The 20337-nt window shown below is 71.2% G+C and carries 14 protein-coding genes; 5 read left to right on the forward strand and 9 right to left on the reverse strand.

Annotated elements, in window-relative coordinates; genetic code table 11:
- Window positions 1-147: 147 nt before the first annotated feature.
- The 3 genes from KHF85_RS03390 (at window position 148) to KHF85_RS03400 (ending at window position 3138) form a co-directional block, all read left to right on the forward strand.
- The gene (locus tag KHF85_RS03390; RefSeq protein WP_284568531.1) at window positions 148-957 is read left to right on the forward strand and encodes a hypothetical protein; all 810 of its coding nucleotides are present in this window, start codon (window positions 148-150) and stop codon (window positions 955-957) included.
- A 91-nt stretch (window positions 958-1048) separates the two neighbouring features.
- Window positions 1049-1699, forward strand: a complete 651-nt coding sequence (locus KHF85_RS03395) for a hypothetical protein (protein ID WP_284568532.1) — start codon at window positions 1049-1051, stop codon at window positions 1697-1699.
- 170 nt (window positions 1700-1869) lie between these two features.
- The gene (locus KHF85_RS03400) at window positions 1870-3138 is read left to right on the forward strand and encodes an MFS transporter (RefSeq protein WP_284568533.1); all 1269 of its coding nucleotides are present in this window, start codon (window positions 1870-1872) and stop codon (window positions 3136-3138) included.
- A 27-nt stretch (window positions 3139-3165) separates the two neighbouring features.
- On the opposite strand, the gene KHF85_RS03405 is transcribed toward KHF85_RS03400, so the two are convergent.
- From KHF85_RS03405 to glgA, 8 genes are all read right to left on the reverse strand, one after another.
- Entirely contained in the window at window positions 3166-4152 is a 987-nt protein-coding gene (locus tag KHF85_RS03405) for an NAD(P)-dependent oxidoreductase (protein ID WP_284568534.1), read from the reverse strand.
- A gap of 613 nt (window positions 4153-4765) precedes the next feature.
- Window positions 4766-6937, reverse strand: a complete 2172-nt coding sequence (gene glgX / locus KHF85_RS03410) for a glycogen debranching protein GlgX (RefSeq protein ID WP_284568535.1) — start codon at window positions 6935-6937, stop codon at window positions 4766-4768.
- A gap of 9 nt (window positions 6938-6946) precedes the next feature.
- Window positions 6947-7135 carry a DUF2934 domain-containing protein gene (locus KHF85_RS03415; RefSeq protein WP_003477953.1) on the reverse strand — a complete coding sequence of 63 codons (189 nt, stop codon included), beginning with the start codon at window positions 7133-7135 and terminating at the stop codon, window positions 6947-6949.
- 44 nt (window positions 7136-7179) lie between these two features.
- On the reverse strand, window positions 7180-9801 hold the full coding sequence (gene treY, locus KHF85_RS03420) for a malto-oligosyltrehalose synthase (RefSeq protein ID WP_284568536.1): 2622 nt from the start codon (window positions 9799-9801) through the stop codon (window positions 7180-7182).
- Window positions 9798-11753, reverse strand: a complete 1956-nt coding sequence (gene malQ / locus KHF85_RS03425; RefSeq protein ID WP_284568537.1) for a 4-alpha-glucanotransferase — start codon at window positions 11751-11753, stop codon at window positions 9798-9800. The genes treY and malQ overlap by 4 nt, the downstream gene beginning before the upstream one ends.
- Window positions 11754-11907: 154 nt before the next feature.
- A complete protein-coding gene (gene treZ / locus KHF85_RS03430; RefSeq protein ID WP_284568538.1) occupies window positions 11908-13704 on the reverse strand; it encodes a malto-oligosyltrehalose trehalohydrolase in 1797 nt (598 codons plus the stop codon).
- A gap of 1 nt (window position 13705) precedes the next feature.
- Complete coding sequence (locus KHF85_RS03435) at window positions 13706-15955, reverse strand: 1,4-alpha-glucan branching enzyme (RefSeq protein WP_284568539.1); 2250 nt, start codon at window positions 15953-15955, stop codon at window positions 13706-13708.
- Window positions 15952-17523 (reverse strand): glycogen synthase GlgA, encoded by a 1572-nt coding sequence (gene glgA / locus KHF85_RS03440; RefSeq protein WP_284568540.1) that lies wholly within the window; start codon window positions 17521-17523, stop codon window positions 15952-15954. The genes KHF85_RS03435 and glgA overlap by 4 nt, the downstream gene beginning before the upstream one ends.
- A 264-nt stretch (window positions 17524-17787) precedes the next feature.
- On the opposite strand from glgA, the gene KHF85_RS03445 reads away from it, so the two are divergent.
- A complete protein-coding gene (locus KHF85_RS03445; protein ID WP_284568541.1) occupies window positions 17788-18135 on the forward strand; it encodes a hypothetical protein in 348 nt (115 codons plus the stop codon).
- A gap of 30 nt (window positions 18136-18165) precedes the next feature.
- Here KHF85_RS03445 and KHF85_RS03450 read toward each other — a convergent pair whose 3' ends face one another.
- Complete coding sequence (locus tag KHF85_RS03450) at window positions 18166-18579, reverse strand: response regulator (protein WP_284568542.1); 414 nt, start codon at window positions 18577-18579, stop codon at window positions 18166-18168.
- Window positions 18580-18650: 71 nt separating this feature from the next.
- Here KHF85_RS03450 and KHF85_RS03455 point away from each other — a divergent pair, with 71 nt between their 5' ends.
- A complete protein-coding gene (locus tag KHF85_RS03455) occupies window positions 18651-19940 on the forward strand; it encodes a two-component system sensor histidine kinase NtrB (protein ID WP_284568543.1) in 1290 nt (429 codons plus the stop codon).
- The last annotated feature ends 397 nt before the right edge of the window (window positions 19941-20337 follow it).

The raw sequence follows: 20337 nt of genomic DNA on the forward strand, positions 1-20337 counted from the left end.
AAAGCGGACAATAGTGGATGAAGCGCAGACACCCCCGGTGGCCGTTCGCCTGCATTATACCTTTCAGAATCAAATACTTGAAACTTGGCACGGATGCTGCTTTGACATCTGCACAGGCGGCCCCCTCGCCGCCCTGGAGAACTTCCGATGATCCGTCGTAGCGCACTCGCTTTCTCGCTGGCCATCGCCACCGCCACTGCCGCCGCGCAGGTGCCGGCTCCGCCCGCCCCCCCTGCCGCCGCCGCGGCCGGTATCGCGCCGCCGCCCGCTCCGCCTGCGCCTCCCGCGCCGCCGCCGCCGGTTGCCGCCACGCCGGTCAGTCTGGAAGGCACGGTCGACCGCTTCATGCTCAATCCCAACGGCGACGTCGATGGGCTGTGGCTGCGCGACGGCACCCAGGTCGGCTTCCCGCCGCACCTGTCGGCCGACCTGCAGGCCGCGGTGCGCCGCGGCGATGCGGTGACCGTGCAGGGCTATCGCCTGGGCACGCTGCCGCTGCTGCAGGCCAGTGCGATCAGCGCACGGCGCAGCGGCAAGCAGGTGGTGGACCGCCCGCCGAACCCGCTGGCCGGCCCGCCCGCGCCGCCGACCCCGCCCGCGTTGAATCCGATGCGGGCCGAAGGCCGCATCGAACGCCTGGTCTACGGTCCCGGCGGCGACACCGCCGGGGTGCTGCTCAGCGACGGCACCGTGGTGCGGATGCCGCCGCACGTGGCCCTGCAATACGCCACGCTGCTGCGCGTCGGCGCGCCGCTGAGCGTCAGCGGTTTCGGTGTGGTCACCGCAGCCGGCCGCTCGCTGGAAGCGACCCAGCTCGGCCGCGACCGCGCCTCGCAGCGCACCCTGTTCGCACCGCCCGCACCGCCGGTCCCGCCGCCGCCGCCTGGCAGTCCCGCTGCGCCTGCCGCGCCTGCCGCGCCTGCTGCGCCGCCGGTGCCGCCGCCCGCGCCGCGCTGAGTCGGCCGGCCCTGTAACTCCGGCGCCCGCCTGCCGCGGCGGGCGCCGCTACCGGCGCGACGCCGGTACCCCCTTTCTTTGGAGTAACGCTATGCATTGGGTCGATCCCGATTACCTGCCCGAAACCCGCGGCACGCTCGCCCGCTTCCTGCTCAATCCCAAGGCCGAGGTCGATGGCCTGTTGCTCGACGACGGCACCGAGGTGCACACCGCGCCGCACCTGTCGGCGCAGTTGCTGAAAGCGCTCAAGCCGGGCATCGCGCTCGGCGTGCGTGGCCTCAAGCCCTACGGCGTGGACATGCTGGTCGCGCTGGCGATCGACCCCGACGGCGGCAAGCGCATCGCCGACCGCGGGCCGCATGGGCCGCACGGCGAACACAAGCCGGCCAAGCAGCCGGAGACATCTGCAAAACCCGAGAAGCACGCAAAGCCGGCCAAGATCCAGCACAGCGGTGTCGTCGCGCGGCTGCTGCATGGCCCGCACGGTCAGGTGCACGGCGCGCTGCTCGAAGACGACAGCACCGTGCGCTTCCCGCCGCATGCCGCCACGCCCCTGGCGAAATGGTTGGCGGTGGGCAAGCCGCTGGCGGTGGAAGGCCACGCGCTGGTCTCGCCGCACGGCACGGTGATCCACGCGCAGGCACTGGGCGCGAAAGCGTCGGCGTTGCAGCCGATCGCGCCCAAGCCGCATCCGCCCAAGCCGCACGCCGCGGACAAGCCCAAGCCCAAACCCAAGCACTGAACCGGGCAGCGCGGGGGCGGTCGCGGTGACGCGACGGCCCCTGTGTCGCGTATCTTTTCGCATCCGTCGCGGTGTCCGCGGCGGCGCTTTCAGGACCTCGCCATGTCGCTTATTCGCTGTGCGCCTCGCTACGGTTTCCCGCGTGCTTCCGCCCGCGCGGCGGTGCGGCGATGAGCGCGCCGCCGGCTGCCGCGCCGAGCGCCCGCCCGCGCGGCACGCGCGCGCTGGAAGCGCTGAACTTCACCCTGGCCGACGTGCAGGACGGGCTCGGTCCGTTCCTGAGCGTGTTCCTGCAATCCAAGGGCTGGTCGCTGGCGGCGATCGGCTCGGTGATGAGCATCGGCGGCATCGCCGGCATGCTCGCCACCACCCCGGGCGGCGCGCTGGTCGATGCGACCAGGCGCAAGCGCAGCATCGTGGTGGTCGGCTGCACGTTGATCCTGCTGGCCTCGGCGCTGCTGTGGTGGGCGCCGAGCTTCGCCGGCGTGGTGACCGCGCAGGTGATGACCGCGCTCGCCGCCGCGGCGCTGGGCCCGGCGCTGTCGGGCATCACCCTTGGCCTGGTGCGGCAGGCCGGTTTCGATCACCAGATCGCGCGCAACCAGGTCGGCAGCCATGCCGGCAACGTGGTCGCGGCGGCGCTGGCCGGCCTGCTCGGCTGGAAATTCGGCTTCGGCGCGGTGTTCGCGCTGACCGGATGCTTCGGCGTGCTGGCGATCGCCTCGGTGCTGCTGATCCCGCGCGATGCGATCGACCATCGCGCCGCACGCGGCCTGGCCGAGACCGGCGCGCACGGCGCGGACCACGCCAGCGGCTGGTCGGTGCTGCTGACCTGCAAGCCGCTGCTGGTGCTGGCCTTGGCGCTTGCGCTGTTCCACCTGGGCAATGCGGCGATGCTGCCGCTGTACGGCATGGCCGTGGTCGCCGCACACCAGAGCGATCCCAGTGCGCTGACCGCGACCACGATCATCGTCGCGCAGGCGACCATGGTGGTGGCCTCGCTGCTGGCGATGCGCCTGATCCGCGTGCGCGGGCATTGGTGGGTGATGCTGCTGACCTTCCTGGCGCTGCCGCTGCGCGGCCTGATCGCGGCCAGCCTGATCCATGCCTGGGGCGTGTTCCCGGTGCAGATCCTCGACGGCGTCGGCGCCGGCCTGCAGAGCGTGGTGGTGCCGGCGTTGGTGGCGCGGCTGCTGCAGGGCACCGGCCGGGTCAACGTCGGCCAGGGCGCGGTGATGACGGTGCAGGGCATCGGCGCGGCGCTGAGTCCGGCGCTGGGCGGCTGGATCGCGCAGGACTTCGGCTACCGTGCCGCGTTCCTGCTGCTCGGCGGCATCTCGCTGCTGTCGCTGGCGCTGTGGTTGGGCTTTCGCAAGCAGTTGCTGCAGGTGGCCGGGGTGCCGACGGCGGAGGTGGTGGTGGCGCCGACGCCGGCTTGAATCGCTGCCGCGACCGCGCTGCGCTGATCAGGCCGATGCCACGCCCGGGACCACATCGCAGGCGATGCCGGCAGCGGCCAGTTGCATGGCCAGCTGCGCATGCGGCAGCTGCCGGAACGCATCGCCCGGTTTCAGGCTGACCACGCGCTGCCCGGCCTGCACCTGCTCGATCAGCAACGCCAGATGCGCGGCGGGGTCGGCCGGCAGCGGTTGCCGCGTCGCATCGCGGCGCGCCAGGCCCAGCACCGCGGCGTCCACTGCCGGATCGCACAGCAACAGATCGGCCTGGTTCAACGCACGCAGTGCCTTCAGCGTCAGCGCGCCAGGATCGCCGTTGCCGGTGCCGACCAGCCACACGCTGCCGCGGCGCGGCACATCCTGCTCGCTGCGCTGCAGGGCGTCATGGAATGCCTGCTCGGCGGCCTGCGTTTGCCCGCTCTGCAGCAGCACCTGCACCGGCCCTTCCAGCACCTGTTCGAACCAGCGCCGGCGCTGCGCCAGCTGCGGCAGGCGCGCGCGGATCGCCTCGCGGTGGCGCGCGAACAGCTGCGCCAGCTGCGCATAGGAATGGTCCAGCTCGGTCTCCCAGCGCTCGCGCAGGCGTCGCGCCAGCATCGGCGCCGCGCCGCTGGAGGAGATCGCCACCAGCAGCGGATCGCGGTCGATGATCGCCGGTACCTGGAACGTGGACAGCTCGGCGTCGTCGACCACGTTGACCAGCTTGCGGCGTTGCCCGGCCTGCGCGGCGAGTTCGCGGTTGAAGGCGTTGTCGTCGGTGGCCGCGACCACCAGCCAGGCGTCGTCCAGCCATTGCGGATCGAACTGGCCATCGACCCGCTGCAGCCGGCCCTGCGCCAGCCACTGCGCCACCGTGGCGTTGAGCGCGTGCGCATACACCAGCACCTGCGCGCCGGCGTGCAGCAGCGCCTCGATCTTGCGCATCGCCACCTCGCCGCCGCCGACCACCAGCACGCGGCGCCCGCCCAGATCGGCGAACAAGGGATACAGCGGCATGCGGACTCCTGCGGGGTGGGGGACGGCGCGCGGCGGACGCAGGTGTGCGGATCGGCCAACGTCCGTCAGCCAGGCCCGAATGTGGCGCGTCCTGCGGGTCAACGATACCGAAAAGCCGATCGGGCAGCTGCGCCAGGCGCGCTATTGGAGTCAATCCGAGCAACGCCATGCTCCCACAAACGACAGCATCGGCAGCGGAAATTCGCCCGCGGTCCCTGTAGGAGCGGCTTCAGCCGCGACGAGCGAAGTCGCAGCCTCTGGTCATCGCGTAACGCTCCGAAGTCGATGGCCCCGAGTTATCGCGACATCTTGAATCCGGATGGGCCAATGACGGCGGACACCGTCGCGGCTGAAGCCGCTCCTACAGTGCATGCATGCAACATGCCGCAATCCTGTGTAGCAGCGGCTTCAGCCGCGACGAACGCAGTGGAAATGTCTCGGCATCGCGTAACGTCCCGAAGTCGATGACCCTGAGCCATCGCGACATCTTGAATCCGGATGGGGCGCCGGCCGCGGATGCGGTCGCGGCTGAAGACGCTCCTACACAGGCGGGCTTGTCTGTGCGGGAGCGGCCCAGCAATCGATCCGGGCCGCTGTCTGCTACCGCTTCGCGTTATGCCGCCGGTGCCGGCGGCGCCGCATTCTGGTGTTGGGACGCGGCGACTTTGCCGTCGCGCTCGGCGGCCAACAGGGTCAACGAACGGCAGATGCCATGCCATTGCGAGCCGCCGGGCAGGCCGTGTTCGTGATCGCGTTCGGCGGTGTCGATCAGCACGCGCCAGTGCTCGCCTTCGACCATCGGCAGAGTGAAGGTCACGTCCTCGGTGGCGCCGTTGACGATCATCAGCAAGGTCACGTTCGAGGCCGCCTGGCGCAGGCCACTGGACGGCGCTTTGCCGTCCAGGCGCATCATCAGCGCGCGTGCGTGCGGGTCGTGCCAGGACGCTTCGTTCATCTCCTCGCCGTCCGGCGCCAGCCAGCTCACGTCCTTGATACCCAGTTCTTCGTCGTAGACGCCGTCGAAGAAGCGTGCGCGGTGCAGCAGCGGGTAGTGCGCGCGCAGGTGGGTCAGGCGCGTCACGAACGCGGTCAGCCGCTGCGCGCGCTCGCCGCTTTCCCAGTTCAGCCAGGTCAGGTCGTTGTCCTGGCAGTAGGTGTTGTTGTTGCCGCCCTTGCTGCGCCCGAACTCGTCGCCGGCCAGCAGCATCGGCGTGCCTTGCGACAGCAGCAGCGTGGCCAGCATGTTGCGCATCTGCCGCAGGCGCAGCGCGTTGATCTGCTCGTCGTCGCTCTCGCCTTCCACGCCGTAGTTGGCGGAGATGTTGTTGTCCGAGCCGTCGCGGTTGTCTTCGCCGTTGGCCTGGTTGTGCTTGTGTTCGTAGCTGACCAGGTCGTGCAGGGTGAAGCCGTCGTGGGCGGTGACGAAGTTGACCGAGGCGGTGGGGCGACGGCCGCGGTGGTTGAACAGGTCGGCCGAGCCGGTCAGGCGCGTGGCCAGTTCTGCCAGCTGGCCTTCGTCGCCGCGCCAGAACGCGCGCACGTTGTCGCGGAACTTGTCGTTCCATTCCGACCAGCCTGGTGGGAAGCCGCCGACCTGGTAGCCGCCAGGCCCCACGTCCCACGGTTCGGCGATCAGCTTGACCTGGCTCAGCAACGGATCCTGGCGGCAGGCGTCCAGAAAACCGCCCTTGGGGTCGAAGCCGTGGTGCTCGCGGCCGAGGATGGTGGCCAGGTCGAAGCGGAACCCGTCCACGTGCATCTCCGACACCCAGTAGCGCAGCGAGTCGTTGACCATGCGCAGCGCGCCGGCATTGGTCAGGTCGAAGGTGTTGCCGGTGCCGGTGTCGTTGATGTAGAAACGGCGGTTCTCGGCCAGGCGGTAGTAGCTGGCGTTGTCGATGCCCTTGAACGACAGCGTCGGCCCCAGTTCGTTGCCTTCGGCGGTGTGGTTGTAGACCACGTCCAGGATCACTTCCAGCCCGGCATGGTGCAGCCGCGCCACCATCTGCTTGAACTCGGCCACGGTGCGGGTGGCCATGTAGCGCGGCTGCGGCGCGAAGAAGCCGATGGTGTTGTAGCCCCAGTAGTTGCGCAGGCCCTGCTTGAGCAGGTATTCGTCGTCGACGAAGGCATGCACCGGCAGCAGTTCCACCGCGGTCATGCCGAGCCGCTTGATGTGCTCCACCACCTCGTCCACCTTGAGCCCGGAGAAGGTGCCGCGCCAGGCCTCGGGCACCGACGGATGGCGCATGGTGGTGCCGCGCACGTGGGTCTCGTAGATCACCGTGCGGTCCCATGGCGTCTGCAGGCGCTGGTCCTTGCCCCAGGTGAAGGCCGGATCGATCACCGCGCACTTGGGCACGTAGGCGGCGCTGTCGCGGCGGTCGAAACTCAGGTCCGCGTCCTTGTGGCCGATGGTGTAGCCGAACAGGGCGGGCGCCCATTTCAGTTCGCCGACCAGTTGCTTGGCGTAGGGATCGAGCAGCAGCTTGTTGGGATTGAAGCGGTGCCCGGCGTCGGGCGCGTACGGACCGTACACGCGGTAGCCGTACAGCTGGCCGGGGCGCGCGTCGGGCAGGTAGCCGTGCCAGATTTCGTCGGTGTACTCGGGCAGCACGATGCGCTCGACCTCGCGGCCGCGTTCGTCGAACAGGCACAGCTCGACCTTGGTGGCATTGGTCGAGTACAGCGCGAAATTCACGCCCAGGCCGTCCCAGGTGGCGCCCAGCGGAAACGAGCGGCCTTCGCGGATGCGGGAGCGGCGGGCGAGCTTGCGAAGCGGCATGCAGAATCCTTACGACGTGGCGGGGCCGTTGCCGGCCGGGGAAAGCGAGTGGTCTTGCGGGTCGGCGCGGGCTTCGGCGTCGACCAGGCGTTCGGCCATGGCCCAATGGCGGGCGGCGCGGCCGTCGGGCCGGCCTTCGGCTTCCCAGATTGCGTGTGCGAGTTGTTGGATGCGGCGCTGGCGTGTTTCTGCGTCCATGGCGATCTTGTCAGGGGAAGGTGGCCTGCACGGCCACCGGCATGTCAGGGAACGGCGGTCAGCACGGCCACCGGGAACTCGGCGAGCAGGTCGGCCACCGGCATCGAGGCCGATACCGCGAGGTCGCGCCCGCTCAGCACGTGCCGGTACTGTGCCGCGGGCAACGTCAGAAAGGTGTTATGCCAATTCAGCTGCCCGCGCAGCGGCGCCGCCGCATCCAGCGGTTGCGCCGCGGCAGTCAGGCGCGGCACCACCACCAGCAGGGTCTTGCCCGCATGTTCGCGCGCGAAGCCGAGCACATACTGCGCGTGCGGACCTTGCGCCTGCAGCGGGCGATAGCCGCCATGCGCGAACAGCGCCGGATGCGCGCCGCGCAGCTGCAGCAACTGCGCGGTCAACCAGGCCTTGATATGGCCGCTGTGCCAGTCGCGCAGCAGCGCCGACGCTGCGCTGGCGTCGTCCAGCCAGACCTGGCGCAGCGCGTAGTCCACCGGCCGGCGGTTGTCCGGATCGACCAGCGACAGGTCCCAGCCTTCGCTGCCCTGGTACAGGTCGGGCACGCCCGGCACGCTCAGCCGCAGCGTGGTCTGCACCAGGCTGTTGAGCGCGCCGGCCGGAGCCAGCGCGGCCGCGGCCTGCGCCAGCGCCTCGCGCAGCGGCGCGCCGGCCGGCGCCAGCATCGCCGCGTCCAGCAGTGCGCGCGCGCCGCGTTCGTAGGCGTCGTTCGGCCAGGTCCAGTAGGTGCGCAGCTTGGCCTCGCGGGCGGCCTTCAGCTGCCAGGCGCCGATGCGCGCGGCGTAGTCGGCCAGGCCGGCGGCGTCGTCGCTGGCCAGTTCCAGCGGCCAGGCGGCGACCAGCATCTGCCACAGCATCAGCACGTCGCCGGGCAACGGCGCGGCGCTGCCGGCCGGCAGCAGGTCGGCGGACAAGGCCTGGAAGCGCGCCACCTGGTCGGCCCACCACGGCGCCTGCGCGCTGAGCGCGGCCAGGCGCATGCGCACATCTTCGCCGCGCTTGTGGTCGTGGGTGGCGGTGGCCAGCAGCGCGCGCGGGTGGTGTTGCGCACGCGCGGCGTTGGCGGCGTGGAACGCGTCCGGCGCCAGCGCGAACACGTCCGGGTCGCTGCCGACCTCGTTGCGCGACAGCAGCACGCCGTGGCGGTAGAACGCGGTGTCCTCGACCGACTTGGCGTTGAGCGGCGCCGACAGCTGCTCGATGCGCCGGCGCACGATGCGCCGCAGGGCGATCTGCGCCTTGCCGGTGCCGCGGCCGTCGCGGCTCCAGCGCTCGATCGCGTCGATCGCCGCGCACACCCGCGGCTCGGCGCCGGCGCGCGCGTGCTGCGCGGCCTGCGCCAGGCGCGCCGCATCGGCCTGGTCCAGGCCATCGGGCCCGGCGTAGGTGCGGTACACCTCGAACTGCCGCAGCAGCGCCATCAGGCCCTGCGCCAGCATCTGCGGGCTGAACTCGCGGGTGGCCGGGTCCAGGTGCGCGGCGGCGGCCAGCGCCTGCACGGTGCGCACGAACTCGGTCTGCAGCGAGCCTTGCAGGATCTCGTCGCGCGCGGCGCGCTGTTCCTGGCCGAAGTCGCCGCTGCGGCCGCTGTAGCGGCGCCACAGCGCGGTCAGCGGCGCGGCGCCGGCCGGGTCGTGCAGTACCCCGGCGACCTGGTCCATGAAGTCGTAGCCGGTGCTGCCGTCGCACGGCCAGTCGCTGCGCAGGGTTTCCTGCGGCGCCAGGATCTTCTCGATGTACAGCGCGATGCCGCCGGCGGCGATGCCGCGGCGGCGCCCGGCGCGGTCCAGCTGCGCGCGCAGCCGCTGCACGTAGCCGGTGGGATCGGCCAGGCCATCGACGTGGTCCACGCGCACGCCGTCGAGATGGCCTTCGGCGACCAGCCGCAGCGGCAGTTCGTGCACCGCGGCGAATACCTCGTTCTGCTCCACGCGCAGCGCCGCCAGCGAGGTGATGTCGAAGAAGCGGCGGTAGTTGAGCATGTCGTTGCCGACCCGCCACCAGGCCAGCCGGTAGCACTGGCGTTCGAGCAGCCGATGCAGGGCGTCGTCGCCCAGCCGCGCGGCGTCGTTGAGCCGCGCCGCCCAGGCCTGGCGCGCGGCCGGCGGATCCTGGGCCACGGCGCCTTCCAGGCGGATCGGGAAGCGCTGGTCGTGGTGTGCCAGCTGCACCTCGCCGTCCTCGGCCACGCACAGTTGCAGCGCGCCTTCGCTCAGCGCCTGCGCGTAGGCGCGGTCCAGCACCGGCAGCCACAGCTTGCCGTCGCGGCCGGGCGCGCGCCAGTCGATGTCGAACCAGCCGGCGTGGCGGCTGCGCCGGCCATGCTTGAGCACGTCCCACCACCAGGGATTGGCCGCGTGCGCGGCCATGTGGTTGGGCACGATGTCCAGGATCAGGCCCATGCCGTGCGCGCGCACGCGCGCGGACAGGTCCAGCAGTGCCGGTTCGCCGCCGAGTTCGGGATTGACCTGGCGCGGATCGGTGACGTCGTAGCCGTGGGTGGAGCCGGGCACGGCCATGCCGATCGGCGACAGGTACAGATGGCTGATGCCCAGGCTGGCGTAGTACGGCACCTGCGCGGCGGCGTCGAGCAGGGTGAATCCGGCGTGCACTTGCAGGCGGGCGGTGGCGCGCAGCGGGGTGAAGCTCATGCGTCGGTTCCTTGCGCGGGGCAGGCGTTGCGGCGCGCGTGCGCGAACGCCTGCAGGCGGGTGGCGAGCGGCGCGCCGGCGGCCGCCGTGTCCGCCGCCGGCAAGCGCCGGCGCCAGTTCGGGTGGCCATCGACGGTGCCGGGTAGATTGGGTTGCTGGTCCAGGCCCAGCGCGTCCTCGGCCGGCAGCAGCGCCAGCGGCGAGGGCGTGGCGGCGACGAAGCGCAGCGCGTCCAGTTCCGGGTCGTGCGCCTGCGGCAGCGCTGCGGCGACCGCGGCGTCCATGCGCGCCACGTCGGCGCTGCGGGTCGCATGGTCGGCGCGTTGCTGCGCGGCGTCTGACAGCTGCAGGCGGCGGCGCCAGTCGATGTCTTCGCCGCGGCGCCAGCCGCGCAGCGTCGGCAGGTCGTGGGTGGTGGTGGTGGCGATGGCATCGTCGCGCCATTGCGCCGGCGCCAGGAACGCGCCCTTGGCGTCGCGGGTGAACAGCAGCACGTCGATGCCCATCACCCCGCGCTGCGACAGTTCGGCGCGGATGCCGTCCGGCACCACGCCCAGGTCTTCGCCGATCACGATCGCGCGGTGCCGCCACGATTCCAGCGCCAGCAGGCGCAGCAGGTCGTGCAGCGGATAGCGCAGGTACACGCCGTCGGCGGAACTGGCGCCGCGCGGGATCGTCCACAGCCGCAGCAGGCCGAGGATGTGGTCGATGCGCACGCCGCCGCGGTCGCGCATCACCGCACGCAGCAGTTCGATGAAGGGCGCGAAGCCGCTGGCGCGCAGCCCGGCCGGCGAGTAACCGCCGATGCCCCAGGCCTGGCCGTCGCCGTTGAACGCATCCGGCGGCGCGCCCAGTTCCAGCCCGGCCAGCACCGCCTGCGGCCAGGCCGCGGCCTCGGCGCCGCCGGGATCGAAGCCCACCGCCAGGTCGGCGATCAGGCCGATGCCCATGCCGGCAGCGCGCGCCTGCTGCTGCACGCCGGCCCAGCTGCGCGCGGCCAGCCACTGCGCGAAGCTGTGCATGGCCGGATCGGCATCGCCGAAATCGCGCGCGGCGAACGCGGCGTAGTCGCGCAGCGCGGCGCCGCGCGCCAGTTGGAAGGTGGCGAAATCCGCATGCAGGGCGGCGTCGGCCCGGGCGAAATCGGCATGCAGCTGGCGCAGCCACTGCCACTTCGCCGCGGACGAGGCGGGCCAGTCGATCAGCGTGCGCGTCTGTGCGTCGGCGAAGGCCTGTTCCAGCCCGGCCGCCTGCAGCGCGCGCTGCGCCGCGGCGGCGCCGAGCACGCGTGCCGGGGCGGCCTGCAGCGGATCCAGGAAACGGCGGTCGCCCGGCGAATACGGGCTGTAGTGCGTGCCGATCGGCCGTGCCGCATGCACCGGGCTCAGCGCGATGGCATCGCCGCCGGCCTGCGCGATGCGCCCGGCCCAGGTGGCCACGCCGTCCGCATCGCCGATGCCGGCGTCGCCCGCGCCTTGCGCCGAATACACCTGCAGCGACAGGCCCCAGCGCCGCGGCGCGTCCGCGCCGACCGCCTCGGCCACGCCGTAGCAACGCGTCGGCGCCAGCGCCAGCGTGGCGTGGCGATCGCCATGCTGCAGGGTCCAGTAGCCATGGCGATCGAGCGCGGCGACGCGGCCTTGCGCATCGAAGCGGCCGTCGCGGCGGCCGCCGTCTTCGTGTTCGAGCCGGTACGCCGCGCCGGGCGTACCGCCGGCGTCGATCGGCATGCCGAGGTCGGCGGTCAGCAGCGACGCTTCGACGTTGGCGTTGGCCTGCAGCCGGCGCAGGCTGTCGCGGCAGGCGGCGTCGTCGTGTGCGTCCAGGCCGAGCGCGCCGAGCACGCTGCGCAGCGTGTCGGTGCCGACCGTGCGCGGCGTGTCGGAGGCGTCGATCCAGTCGACCAGCAGGCCGGCGGCGGACGCCAGTGTGTGCAGGGGGGTATCGGTCATGAGCGAGTCGGGGCCGCGGCAATGGGGAAAGAAGGACGCACAGCGGTCGCCGCGCGCGCGGCGTCGCCGTCAGGCAGGCGCACGCGCGCGGGCGACGAACGGGATGGGCAGCGTGCCGGAAGCGCTGTCGCGATGGCGTCGCGACAGCCCGCGCTCACGTTGCGGAACCGGCTCGGTAGCGGGCGACGAAGGCGTTCGGCGGCAGCTGCGCCGGGTCGTCGCCGGCGTTTTCGGCATGCACCGTCGCGCCAGGCAGATCCAGCGCCACCGGCGTGTCGCCGAAGTTCGCGGCCACGTGCCATTCGCCGTTGCCCAGGGTCCAGCCCGCGGCCACCGCCTTCGGCCCCAGCGTGCGCGCGCCCACCGCGCGTGCCTGCGCCAACGCCGGCACCAGGTGCTGGCGGCGCAGCGCCAGCAGCGCCACGAACCAGTCGCGCCAGCGCGCGCCGTCGCCGTGGGTGGCATCGCTGATGTCGGCGATGGACGCTTCGAACGTGCTCAGCGCGTTCGGGTCGGGAATGGTCGCGCGCTGCTGCGGATCGGCGAACGCGGCGAAATGCGCGAACTCGCGGCGCCGGCCTTCGCGCACGGCTTCGTCCAGCGGCGGCGCGAAATCGGTGAAGAACAGGAACGGGGTGCGGCTGCCCCACGGCTCGCCCATGAAGAACAGCGGGATCATCGGGGTCAGCGCGGTCAGCGCCAGCGCCGCGCGCAGCGCCGGTTCGGACACCTGGGTGATCAGCCGGTCGCCGCGAGCGCGGTTGCCGATCTGGTCGTGGTTCTGCGCGAAGATCACGAACTTGTGCGGCGGCAGCTGCGCGCTCGGCTCGCCGCGCGCATGCCCGCGGTGGTCGGCCTGGCCCTGGTAGGCGAAGCCTTCGCCCAGCACCCGCGCCAGGTGCTGCACCGGCGCATCGGCGAAACCGGCGTAATAGCCCTCGTTCTCGCCGGTCAGCAGCACGTGCAGGCTGTTGTGGAAATCGTCGTCCCATTGCGCGCTGTAGCCGCGCTCCAGCACGCCGGCCTGGTTGGCTTCGTTTTCCAGTACCAGGTGCACGTGGCGCCCGGCCGGCACGCTGGCGGCGATCGCCTCGCGCAGCGTGTCCAGGAACGCGTTCGGCACGATCGCGTGCACCGCGTCCAGGCGCAGGCCGTCGAAGCGGTATTCGTGCAGCCACATCAGCGCGTTGTCGATGAAGTAGCGCTGCACCGGTGCGAGCCGGAAGTCGATCGCCGCGCCCCACGGGGTCGGCGCGTCTTGGCGGAAGAACGCCGAGGCATACTGGCCGATGTAGTTGCCGTCCGGGCCGAAGTGGTTGTAGACCACGTCCAGGAACACGCTCAGGCCCAGGCCATGGGCTTCGTCGATCAGCGCCTTGAGTTCGTCGGGATGGCCGTAGGCCGCGGCCGGCGCGTACGGCAGTACGCCGTCGTAGCCCCAGTTGTGGCGGCCGGGGAAGGCGGCCAGCGGCATCAGTTCGATCGCGGTGACGCCCAGCGCCGCCAGCGTCCGCAACTGCGCGCGCAGCCCGGCGTAGCCGCCGCAGGCGCCCACATGAAGTTCGTAGAACACCGTGTCCGCCCACGGCCGGCCGTGCCAGGCGTCGTGCTGCCAGCGGTAGCCGTCGCTGGCCAGCACCGCGCTGGCGCCATGCACACCGTCGGGCTGCCAGCGCGAAGCGGGATCGGGCACCGGTTCGCCGCCGTCGATCGCGTAGCGGTAGCGGGTGCCGGCGGCGCAGGCGATGGTCGCGGCGAAATAGCCGTCCGCCGCCGCGGCCAGCGGTTGCCGGCGGCCGTCGTCGAACACCAGTTCCACGCGCTGCGCGTCCGGCGCCCACAGCGCGAACGCGACCTCGCCATTGGCGGCGGGCCAGGCGCCCTGGCGCGGTGCGGCGGGCGACGTGGTTGCCGCGCCGTCGGTCGGGGTCGTGCTCGTTGCGATGTTCACGTCAATACTCCGCTTGCAACCAGAGGGTGGACAGCGGCGGCAGGGTCAGCGCCAGCGATTGCGCGTGTCCGTGCATCGCTTGCGCGGCGGTGCGCAAGACGCCGCCGTTGCCCTGGTTGGAACCGCCGTAATGGCCGCTGTCGGTGTTGAGCAGTTCGCGCCATTGCCCGCCGCGCGGCACGCCTAGGCGGTAGCCGTGGTGCACGGCCGGGGTGAAGTTGCTCACCGCCAGCAGCGGCGGCGCGCCGCCGGCGCGGTCGTGGCGCACGAAGGCGAACACGCTGTTGCGGTGGTCGTCGGCCACGCTCCATTCGAAGCCGTCGGCGGCGCGGTCGCTGCGGTACAGCGCCGGCTGCGCGCGCAGCTGGCGGTTGAGGTCGCCGACCAGGCGCGCCACGCCACGGTGCTCGGCGCGCTGCGCCTGCACCCAGTCCAGCGCGCGGTCGTGGTCCCAGTCCTGCCATTGCGCGAATTCGCCGCCCATGAACAGCAGCTTGCGTCCCGGGTGCGCCCACATGAAGGCCAGGTAGGCGCGCAGGTTGGCGAAGCGTTGCCAGCTGTCGCCGGGCATCTGCGCCAACAGCGAGCCCTTGCCGTGCGCGACCTCGTCGTGCGACAGCGGCAGCACGAAGTGCTCGGAGAACGCATACACCAGGCCGAAGCTCATCTCGCTGTGGTGGTGCTGGCGATGGCTGGGGTCGCGCCGCATGTAGCTCAGCTTGTCGTGGGTCCAGCCCATGTTCCATTTGTGGCTGAAACCCAGCCCGCCCTGCTCCAGCGGTGTGGTCACGCCCGGCCAGGCGGTGGATTCCTCGGCCATCACCCGCACCCCGGGGAAGCGCTGCGCGATCTCGGCATTGAGCCGGCGCAGGAACGCGATCGCCTCCAGGTTTTCGCGCCCGCCCTGGGCGTTGGGTACCCATTCGCCCTCGTTGCGGCCGTAGTCGCGGTACAGCATTGCCGCCACCGCATCCACGCGCAGGCCATCGACGTGAAAGCGCTCGATCCACTCCAGCGCGCTGCCGATCAGGTAGGCGACCACCTCGGCGCGGCCGTAGTTGTAGATCAGCGTGTTCCACTCGCGATGCACGCCTTCGCGCGGGTCGGCGTGCTCGTACAGTGCGGTGCCGTCGAAGCGCTGCAGGCCATGCGCGTCGTCGGGGAAATGCGCGCCGACCCAGTCCAGGATCACCCCGATCCCGGCCTGGTGGCAGGCATCGACGAAGCGCGCGAAGCCGTCCGCGTCGCCATGCCGCGCGGTCGGCGCGTACAGGCCCAGCGGCTGGTAGCCCCAGGAGCCGCCGAACGGATATTCGGCGATCGGCAGCAGTTCGAGATGGGTGAAGCCCAGGTCGCGCACGTACGGGATCAGCTGCGCGGCCAGCGCATCCCACTGCAGCGGCTGGCCGTGCGCGTCGTGGCGCCAGGAGCCGGCATGCACTTCGTAGATGCTCATCGGCTGCGCGGCGCCGGCGCGCGCCTCGCGCTGCGCCAGCCAGGCCGTGTCGTGCCAGGCGAAGTCGGCGGCACCAGGCACCACCGAGGCGGTGTCCGGCGCGCACGTGCTGTGGCGGGCGACCGGGTCGGCCTTGCGCGGCAGCGGCGTGCCGTCCGCGTCGAGGATCTCGTACTGGTAGTGCTCGCCGCCGTGCAGCCCGGGCACGAACAGTTCCCAGACGCCGGCCTGGCGATGCAGACGCAGCGGATGGCGGCGGCCGTCCCAGCCATTGAAATCGCCGACCAGCGCGACCCGCCGCGCATGCGGCGCCCACACCGCGAAGCGTACCCCGTCGACCGTGCCGACGCGGCTGTGGTGCGCGCCCAGCGCGGTGCGCAGCGCGGCGCCGTCGCCTTCGGCCATGCCCTGCAGCCAGGCTTCGTCCAGCACCGGGCCGAAGGCATAGGGATCGTCGATTTCCTGCACGGCGTCCGGCCACACGATGCGCAGCCGGTAGTCCATCGCGGTCTTCAGTTCCCCTTCGAACAGGCCCTCGGCATCCGGGTGCGCGCGCATCCGCGCCACCAGTTTGCCGCTGACGTCGAGCAGGCCCAGCGCGTCGGCGTCCGGCACCAGCGCGCGGACCCGGAGTGTGCCGTCGGCGGCGGCGTGCGGACCCAGCCAGGCGAACGCGTCAACCGCCTCGCCGCGGGCCAGTGCCTGCAGTGCGCGGCGTTCGCGCTCGTCGTTCGCCGCTTCCAGCGGCGCGTCCCACACCGGGATCGCGTCCGGCGCCCGTTCCCGTTCGCTCATGCCACCGCCGGCGACAGCGGGGCAGTGCGGTCGTACAGGGCCATGTACTTGCGCCCGGCCAGGTCCCAGCCGCTGGGCCGCAGCATCGCCGCGCGGCGCATCGCCTGCAGCAGGCCGGGCAGGCGGAAGGTGCGGAACACCCGCTGCAGGCAGCGGCGCAGGCCATCGGCGGACGGCTCCTCGAACAGGAAGCCGGTGACGCCGTCGTCCACGGTATCGATCAGGCCGCCGGTGGCGTGCGCGATCGGCAGGCTGCCGAAGCGCTGCGCGTACATCTGGCTCAGCCCGCACGGTTCGAAGCGCGAGGGCATCAGCAGGAAATCCGAGCCGGCGAACATGCGCCGCGCCAGCCGCTCCTCGAAGCCGATGTGGGCGCCGACATGGCCGGGGAAGCGCCGCGCCAGCGCCGCCACCGCCTGCTCGATCTGCGGCTCGCCGCCGCCGATCAGCACGATCTGGCCGCCGGCGGCGACGATCTGCGGCGCCACCTCGCAGACCATGTCCAGGCCTTTCTGGTGCACCAGCCGCGACACCACCGCGAACAGCGGGCCGTCGCTGTCGAGCAGGCCGAACGCGCGGCGCACCTGGCCGGCGTTGTCGCGCTTGCCCTGCACCTGATCGATGCCGAAATGGGTATGCAGGTGATCGTCGGTACGCGGGTCCCAGCTGGGGTCGATGCCGTTGACGATGCCGCTGAGGCGGCCGCTGGCGGCATGCCGGGCCAGCAGCGTGTCCAGGCCGCAGCCCTGCGCCGGGCCGGTGATCTGCGCCGCGTAGCTGACGCTGACCGTGTTGATGTGGTCGGCGTGGACGATGCCGGCGCGCAGGAACGACATCTGCCCGTAGAACTCCAGGTCCTGCAGGCCGTTGTCGGGGATGCCCAGCGCGTTGGCCATCGCGTACGGGAACAGGCCCTGGTAGGCCAGGTTGTGGATGGTCAGCAGGCATGGCGTGCGCCCGCCGGACCAGCGCACGTAGGCGGCGGCCAGCGCACACGGCCAGTCGTTGAGGTGCAGCAGGTCCGGATGCCAGTCCAGCCCGGCGCGGCCGCCGGCGATCTGCGCGGCGGCGTGCGACAGCGTGGCGAAGCGCAGCGCGTTGTCTTCCCAGTCGCGGCCGTCGCTGGTCACGTACGGCGAACCCTGGCGCTCGAACAGCTGCGGGCACAGCAGCACGTACACGCACAGGCCGTCGGGGCGGTCTGCGCGGCCCAGCATGCAGGCCGGCAGGCCGGCGTGGGCGGCGATCTGGCCGACGATCTCCAGCGGCCCGGTCTTGCGCAGCACTGCCGGGTAGCCGGGGATCAGCACGCGGATGTCGCAGCTGCCGCGCAGCGCGCGCGGCAATGCCGCGGCCACGTCGCCCAGGCCGCCGGCCTTGATGAAGTCGGCCATCTCCGAGGTCACGAACAGGCTGGCGCGGTGCGGCGCCGGCTGCAGCTTGACGGTGACTTCGGCAGGGCGGATGAAGCGTCCGCGCGCATCGCGGTGGCGCCGCCGCGGGGCGCGCAGGACCGGATGGGTATCGCGTTGTCTATCGGGCAGATCGGCGAGCGTTGGGGGCGACATGGCGGTTCCGTCGGGGAGGGGGGGACGGGGCATGGGGGACACGCAACAGCAACTGCCATCGCGCGTCCATGCGGGCGCGCGACGCGAAAGCCAATAAACCGGAGACGAAAGAGATGGGACTGAACGACCGGATCAACGCCTGTCAAGTAATGTACGAACGCAGCGATAAAAGCAACGTGAAGTGGCGCCTTGTCTACACTGCGCCCGCAGGGTTGCCGCATAGTGATTTCGCCGCATTCCAGGCGGCGAGACGCGATCGCTCCGATGAACCGTTTAGCTTCGTTTCCGATGTCGCCGTCGCCTGCCGCCGCCGTCGCGAATTTGCAGGTTGTGCTGTCTTCATCGGGCCTGTGCTGCAATGCCGGAATGGACCAATCGCCACAACGGATGCGACGCGAGCTGGATGGCTTCGTGCTGGACGCGGTGCTCGCCGCGGCGCCGGACGGGGTGCTGGTGCCGCAGATCCGGATCTCGGGCGCGGACGGCGCCGTGCTCAGCCGGCACGCCTTCGACGGCGTGTACTTCGGCGACGTGCGTGCAGGCGAGCACTTCGTGGCCGAGCGTCTGGCGGCGATCCGTTCGGCGCAGTACGGAAAATTGGTGTTCGGCTGAGTTGGCGGCGGCGTGCGCCGGCAGTGTGCGCTAGTGCACCGGTTGCAGCCGTTGCAGCGCCGCCAGCAGGCCGGCATGGCTGTAGGGTTTGGACAGGAAGCCGGTATGCGTCGGCAGCGTCGCGGTGTCGGGGTTCTTCATGCCCGAGGTGAGCAGGGCGGGGATCGTGACCAGGCGGCGGCGCAGTTCGCGGACCATGGTCATGCCGTCGCAACCGGGCATCTGCACGTCGCTGAAGATCAGGTCCACGTCGTGATGCCGCTCCAGCAGCGCGAGTGCTTCGTTCGCAGTGCCGGCAGACAGGACCCGATAGCCATCGCCATCGAGCATCATCGCCGCCAATTCCCGAATCGTTTGATCGTCCTCCACCAACAGGATCGTAGTGAGGGCGCAAGTCCCGCGCATAATGGCATGCCACGTCGTCTTCAGTGCATGCACCTTCACGATTCGCCGGTGAAGCGCTGGTGACGCTGCAGTGATGCAGATATGCTGAACCACCCATCATGAGACGCAGCTTGCCCACCCACGCTCGCTATCGCCAGATCGTCGAACTCTCGCACGACTGCATCAAGGAGATCGGCCGCGACGGTGTCGTGCGTTCGATCAACACACGCGGCCTGAGCCTGCTCGGCGCGACCGAGCCCAGGCATGTCGTCGGCCGCGCGTGGCTGGATCTGTGGCCGGAGGAGATGCGCTCGATCGTGGAAACGGCGTTCGCCGCCGCCTTGCGCAACGAACAATATGAATTCTGGGCGCAGCGCGAGACCTTCGACGGCCGGCCGCGCTGGTGGCAGGTGCTGGCCAGTCCGCTGACCAACGCCAACGCCGAAGTGGAACGGGTGTTGGTGATCAGCCGCGACGTCACCCAGCATCGCCAGATCGAGGAGGCCCTGCGCACCCTGGGCGATCTGCCGCAGGCCGGCGCCGGGGCAGTGGTGCAGGTCGTCAGCGAGACGCTGGGACAGCAGTTTCAGGCCGAGCATATCGAGCTGCGCGGGCAGCTGGACATCGCCCTGGCCGCGCAGCGCGTCGCCGAGCGGGCCATGACCCAGGCGCAGAAGGGCGAGGCGATCGGTCAGATGCTGGCCGGCATCGTTCACGACTTCAACAACATGCTGCAGACCGCGATGACCTCGGTGAGCATGGTGGCCGAACATCCGCAGCGGCTGCAGCCGGACCAGCGCAAGCTGCTCGGCATCGCCGGCGATGCCTTGCAGCATGGCGCGCGGATGACCCGGCGCCTGCTAGGCTTCGCTCGCGCGCACCCGGTCAAGCCGCAGTGGCTGGACCTGTGCGAGGTGGTCGCGCAGATGCAGCCGCTGCTGGCGCAGGCCTTGGGCGGGGACATGAAACTGCAGCTGGCGACCGCGGCCGGCGGCGCCACCACCTATGCCGACCGCAGTTCGGTCGAGCAGGCCGTGCTGAACCTGGCCTTGAACGCGCGCGACGCCTGCCAGTCCGGCGACGTGGTGTCGATCCGCTGCGGCAGCCTGCAGGTGCCGCCGGCGCAGGCCGCGGCGATGCGCCAGCCGGGCCGCTACGTGACACTGGCGGTCAGCGATCAGGGCGAGGGCATGTCCGAGGACACCAAGTCGCGGCTGTTCGAGGCCTATTTCACCACCAAGCCCGAAGGCAAGGGCACCGGCCTGGGCCTGGCCCAGGTCTACGGCCTGGTGCGCCAGGCCGGCGGCTTCGTCGATGTGGATTCCGAACTGGGGTGCGGCACCACCATCACCCTGGCGTTCCCGTACGTCGGCGAAGCGCCGCCGGGCGAGGGCAGCGCCGCGCTGCAGGCGCCGGCCTGAGCCGCGCAGCGGCGTGCCACGCGCTGCAACGGCGCCGATCCACGCGTCGCTGCGCCAATGCGCCTTGCCGGCGCGCCGCGTGTCGCGCGTGCACCGCGCATGCCACTGCACGCGAGCATTCGGGCAACTGCAACTGCAACTGCGCCGCGGCGTCGGCGTGGCAACCGATCGGATCGGGGCTACGCGCTGTCTTCGCTTACGCTCGCGCGGCAGGGCATGGTGCCTTGCAGCTGAGGTAACGCCACATCTGCATGTGCCGGCCGCTGGCTGCAGCGCCAGTGCCTGCAGCGATTGGCGTGTGCGCGGCGCTGCATTGGCGGGTGGCTGAACGAACCTGCCTGCGCCCGTGGCGCCGCATGCTTGGCCATCTTCGCGAAAGCTTACTATTCGAGGTTTA

It is taken from the genome of Xanthomonas graminis pv. graminis, from assembly GCF_030168915.1.
GTDB lineage: Bacteria > Pseudomonadota > Gammaproteobacteria > Xanthomonadales > Xanthomonadaceae > Xanthomonas_A > Xanthomonas_A translucens.

What these genes read in the sequence shown, in the direction of transcription:
- glgA (WP_284568540.1), bottom strand. Translation starts at nt 17,523, where the DNA reads ATGTCGCCCCCAACGCTCGCCGATCTGCCCGATAGACAACGCGATACC.
- glgX (WP_284568535.1), bottom strand. Translation starts at nt 6,937, where the DNA reads ATGCCGCTTCGCAAGCTCGCCCGCCGCTCCCGCATCCGCGAAGGCCGC.
- KHF85_RS03390 (WP_284568531.1), top strand. Translation starts at nt 148, where the DNA reads ATGATCCGTCGTAGCGCACTCGCTTTCTCGCTGGCCATCGCCACCGCC.
- KHF85_RS03395 (WP_284568532.1), top strand. Translation starts at nt 1,049, where the DNA reads ATGCATTGGGTCGATCCCGATTACCTGCCCGAAACCCGCGGCACGCTC.
- KHF85_RS03445 (WP_284568541.1), top strand. Translation starts at nt 17,788, where the DNA reads ATGAACCGTTTAGCTTCGTTTCCGATGTCGCCGTCGCCTGCCGCCGCC.
- malQ (WP_284568537.1), bottom strand. Translation starts at nt 11,753, where the DNA reads ATGACCGATACCCCCCTGCACACACTGGCGTCCGCCGCCGGCCTGCTG.
- KHF85_RS03405 (WP_284568534.1), bottom strand. Translation starts at nt 4,152, where the DNA reads ATGCCGCTGTATCCCTTGTTCGCCGATCTGGGCGGGCGCCGCGTGCTG.
- treY (WP_284568536.1), bottom strand. Translation starts at nt 9,801, where the DNA reads ATGAGCTTCACCCCGCTGCGCGCCACCGCCCGCCTGCAAGTGCACGCC.
- KHF85_RS03435 (WP_284568539.1), bottom strand. Translation starts at nt 15,955, where the DNA reads ATGAGCGAACGGGAACGGGCGCCGGACGCGATCCCGGTGTGGGACGCG.
- KHF85_RS03400 (WP_284568533.1), top strand. Translation starts at nt 1,870, where the DNA reads ATGAGCGCGCCGCCGGCTGCCGCGCCGAGCGCCCGCCCGCGCGGCACG.
- KHF85_RS03415 (WP_003477953.1), bottom strand. Translation starts at nt 7,135, where the DNA reads ATGGACGCAGAAACACGCCAGCGCCGCATCCAACAACTCGCACACGCA.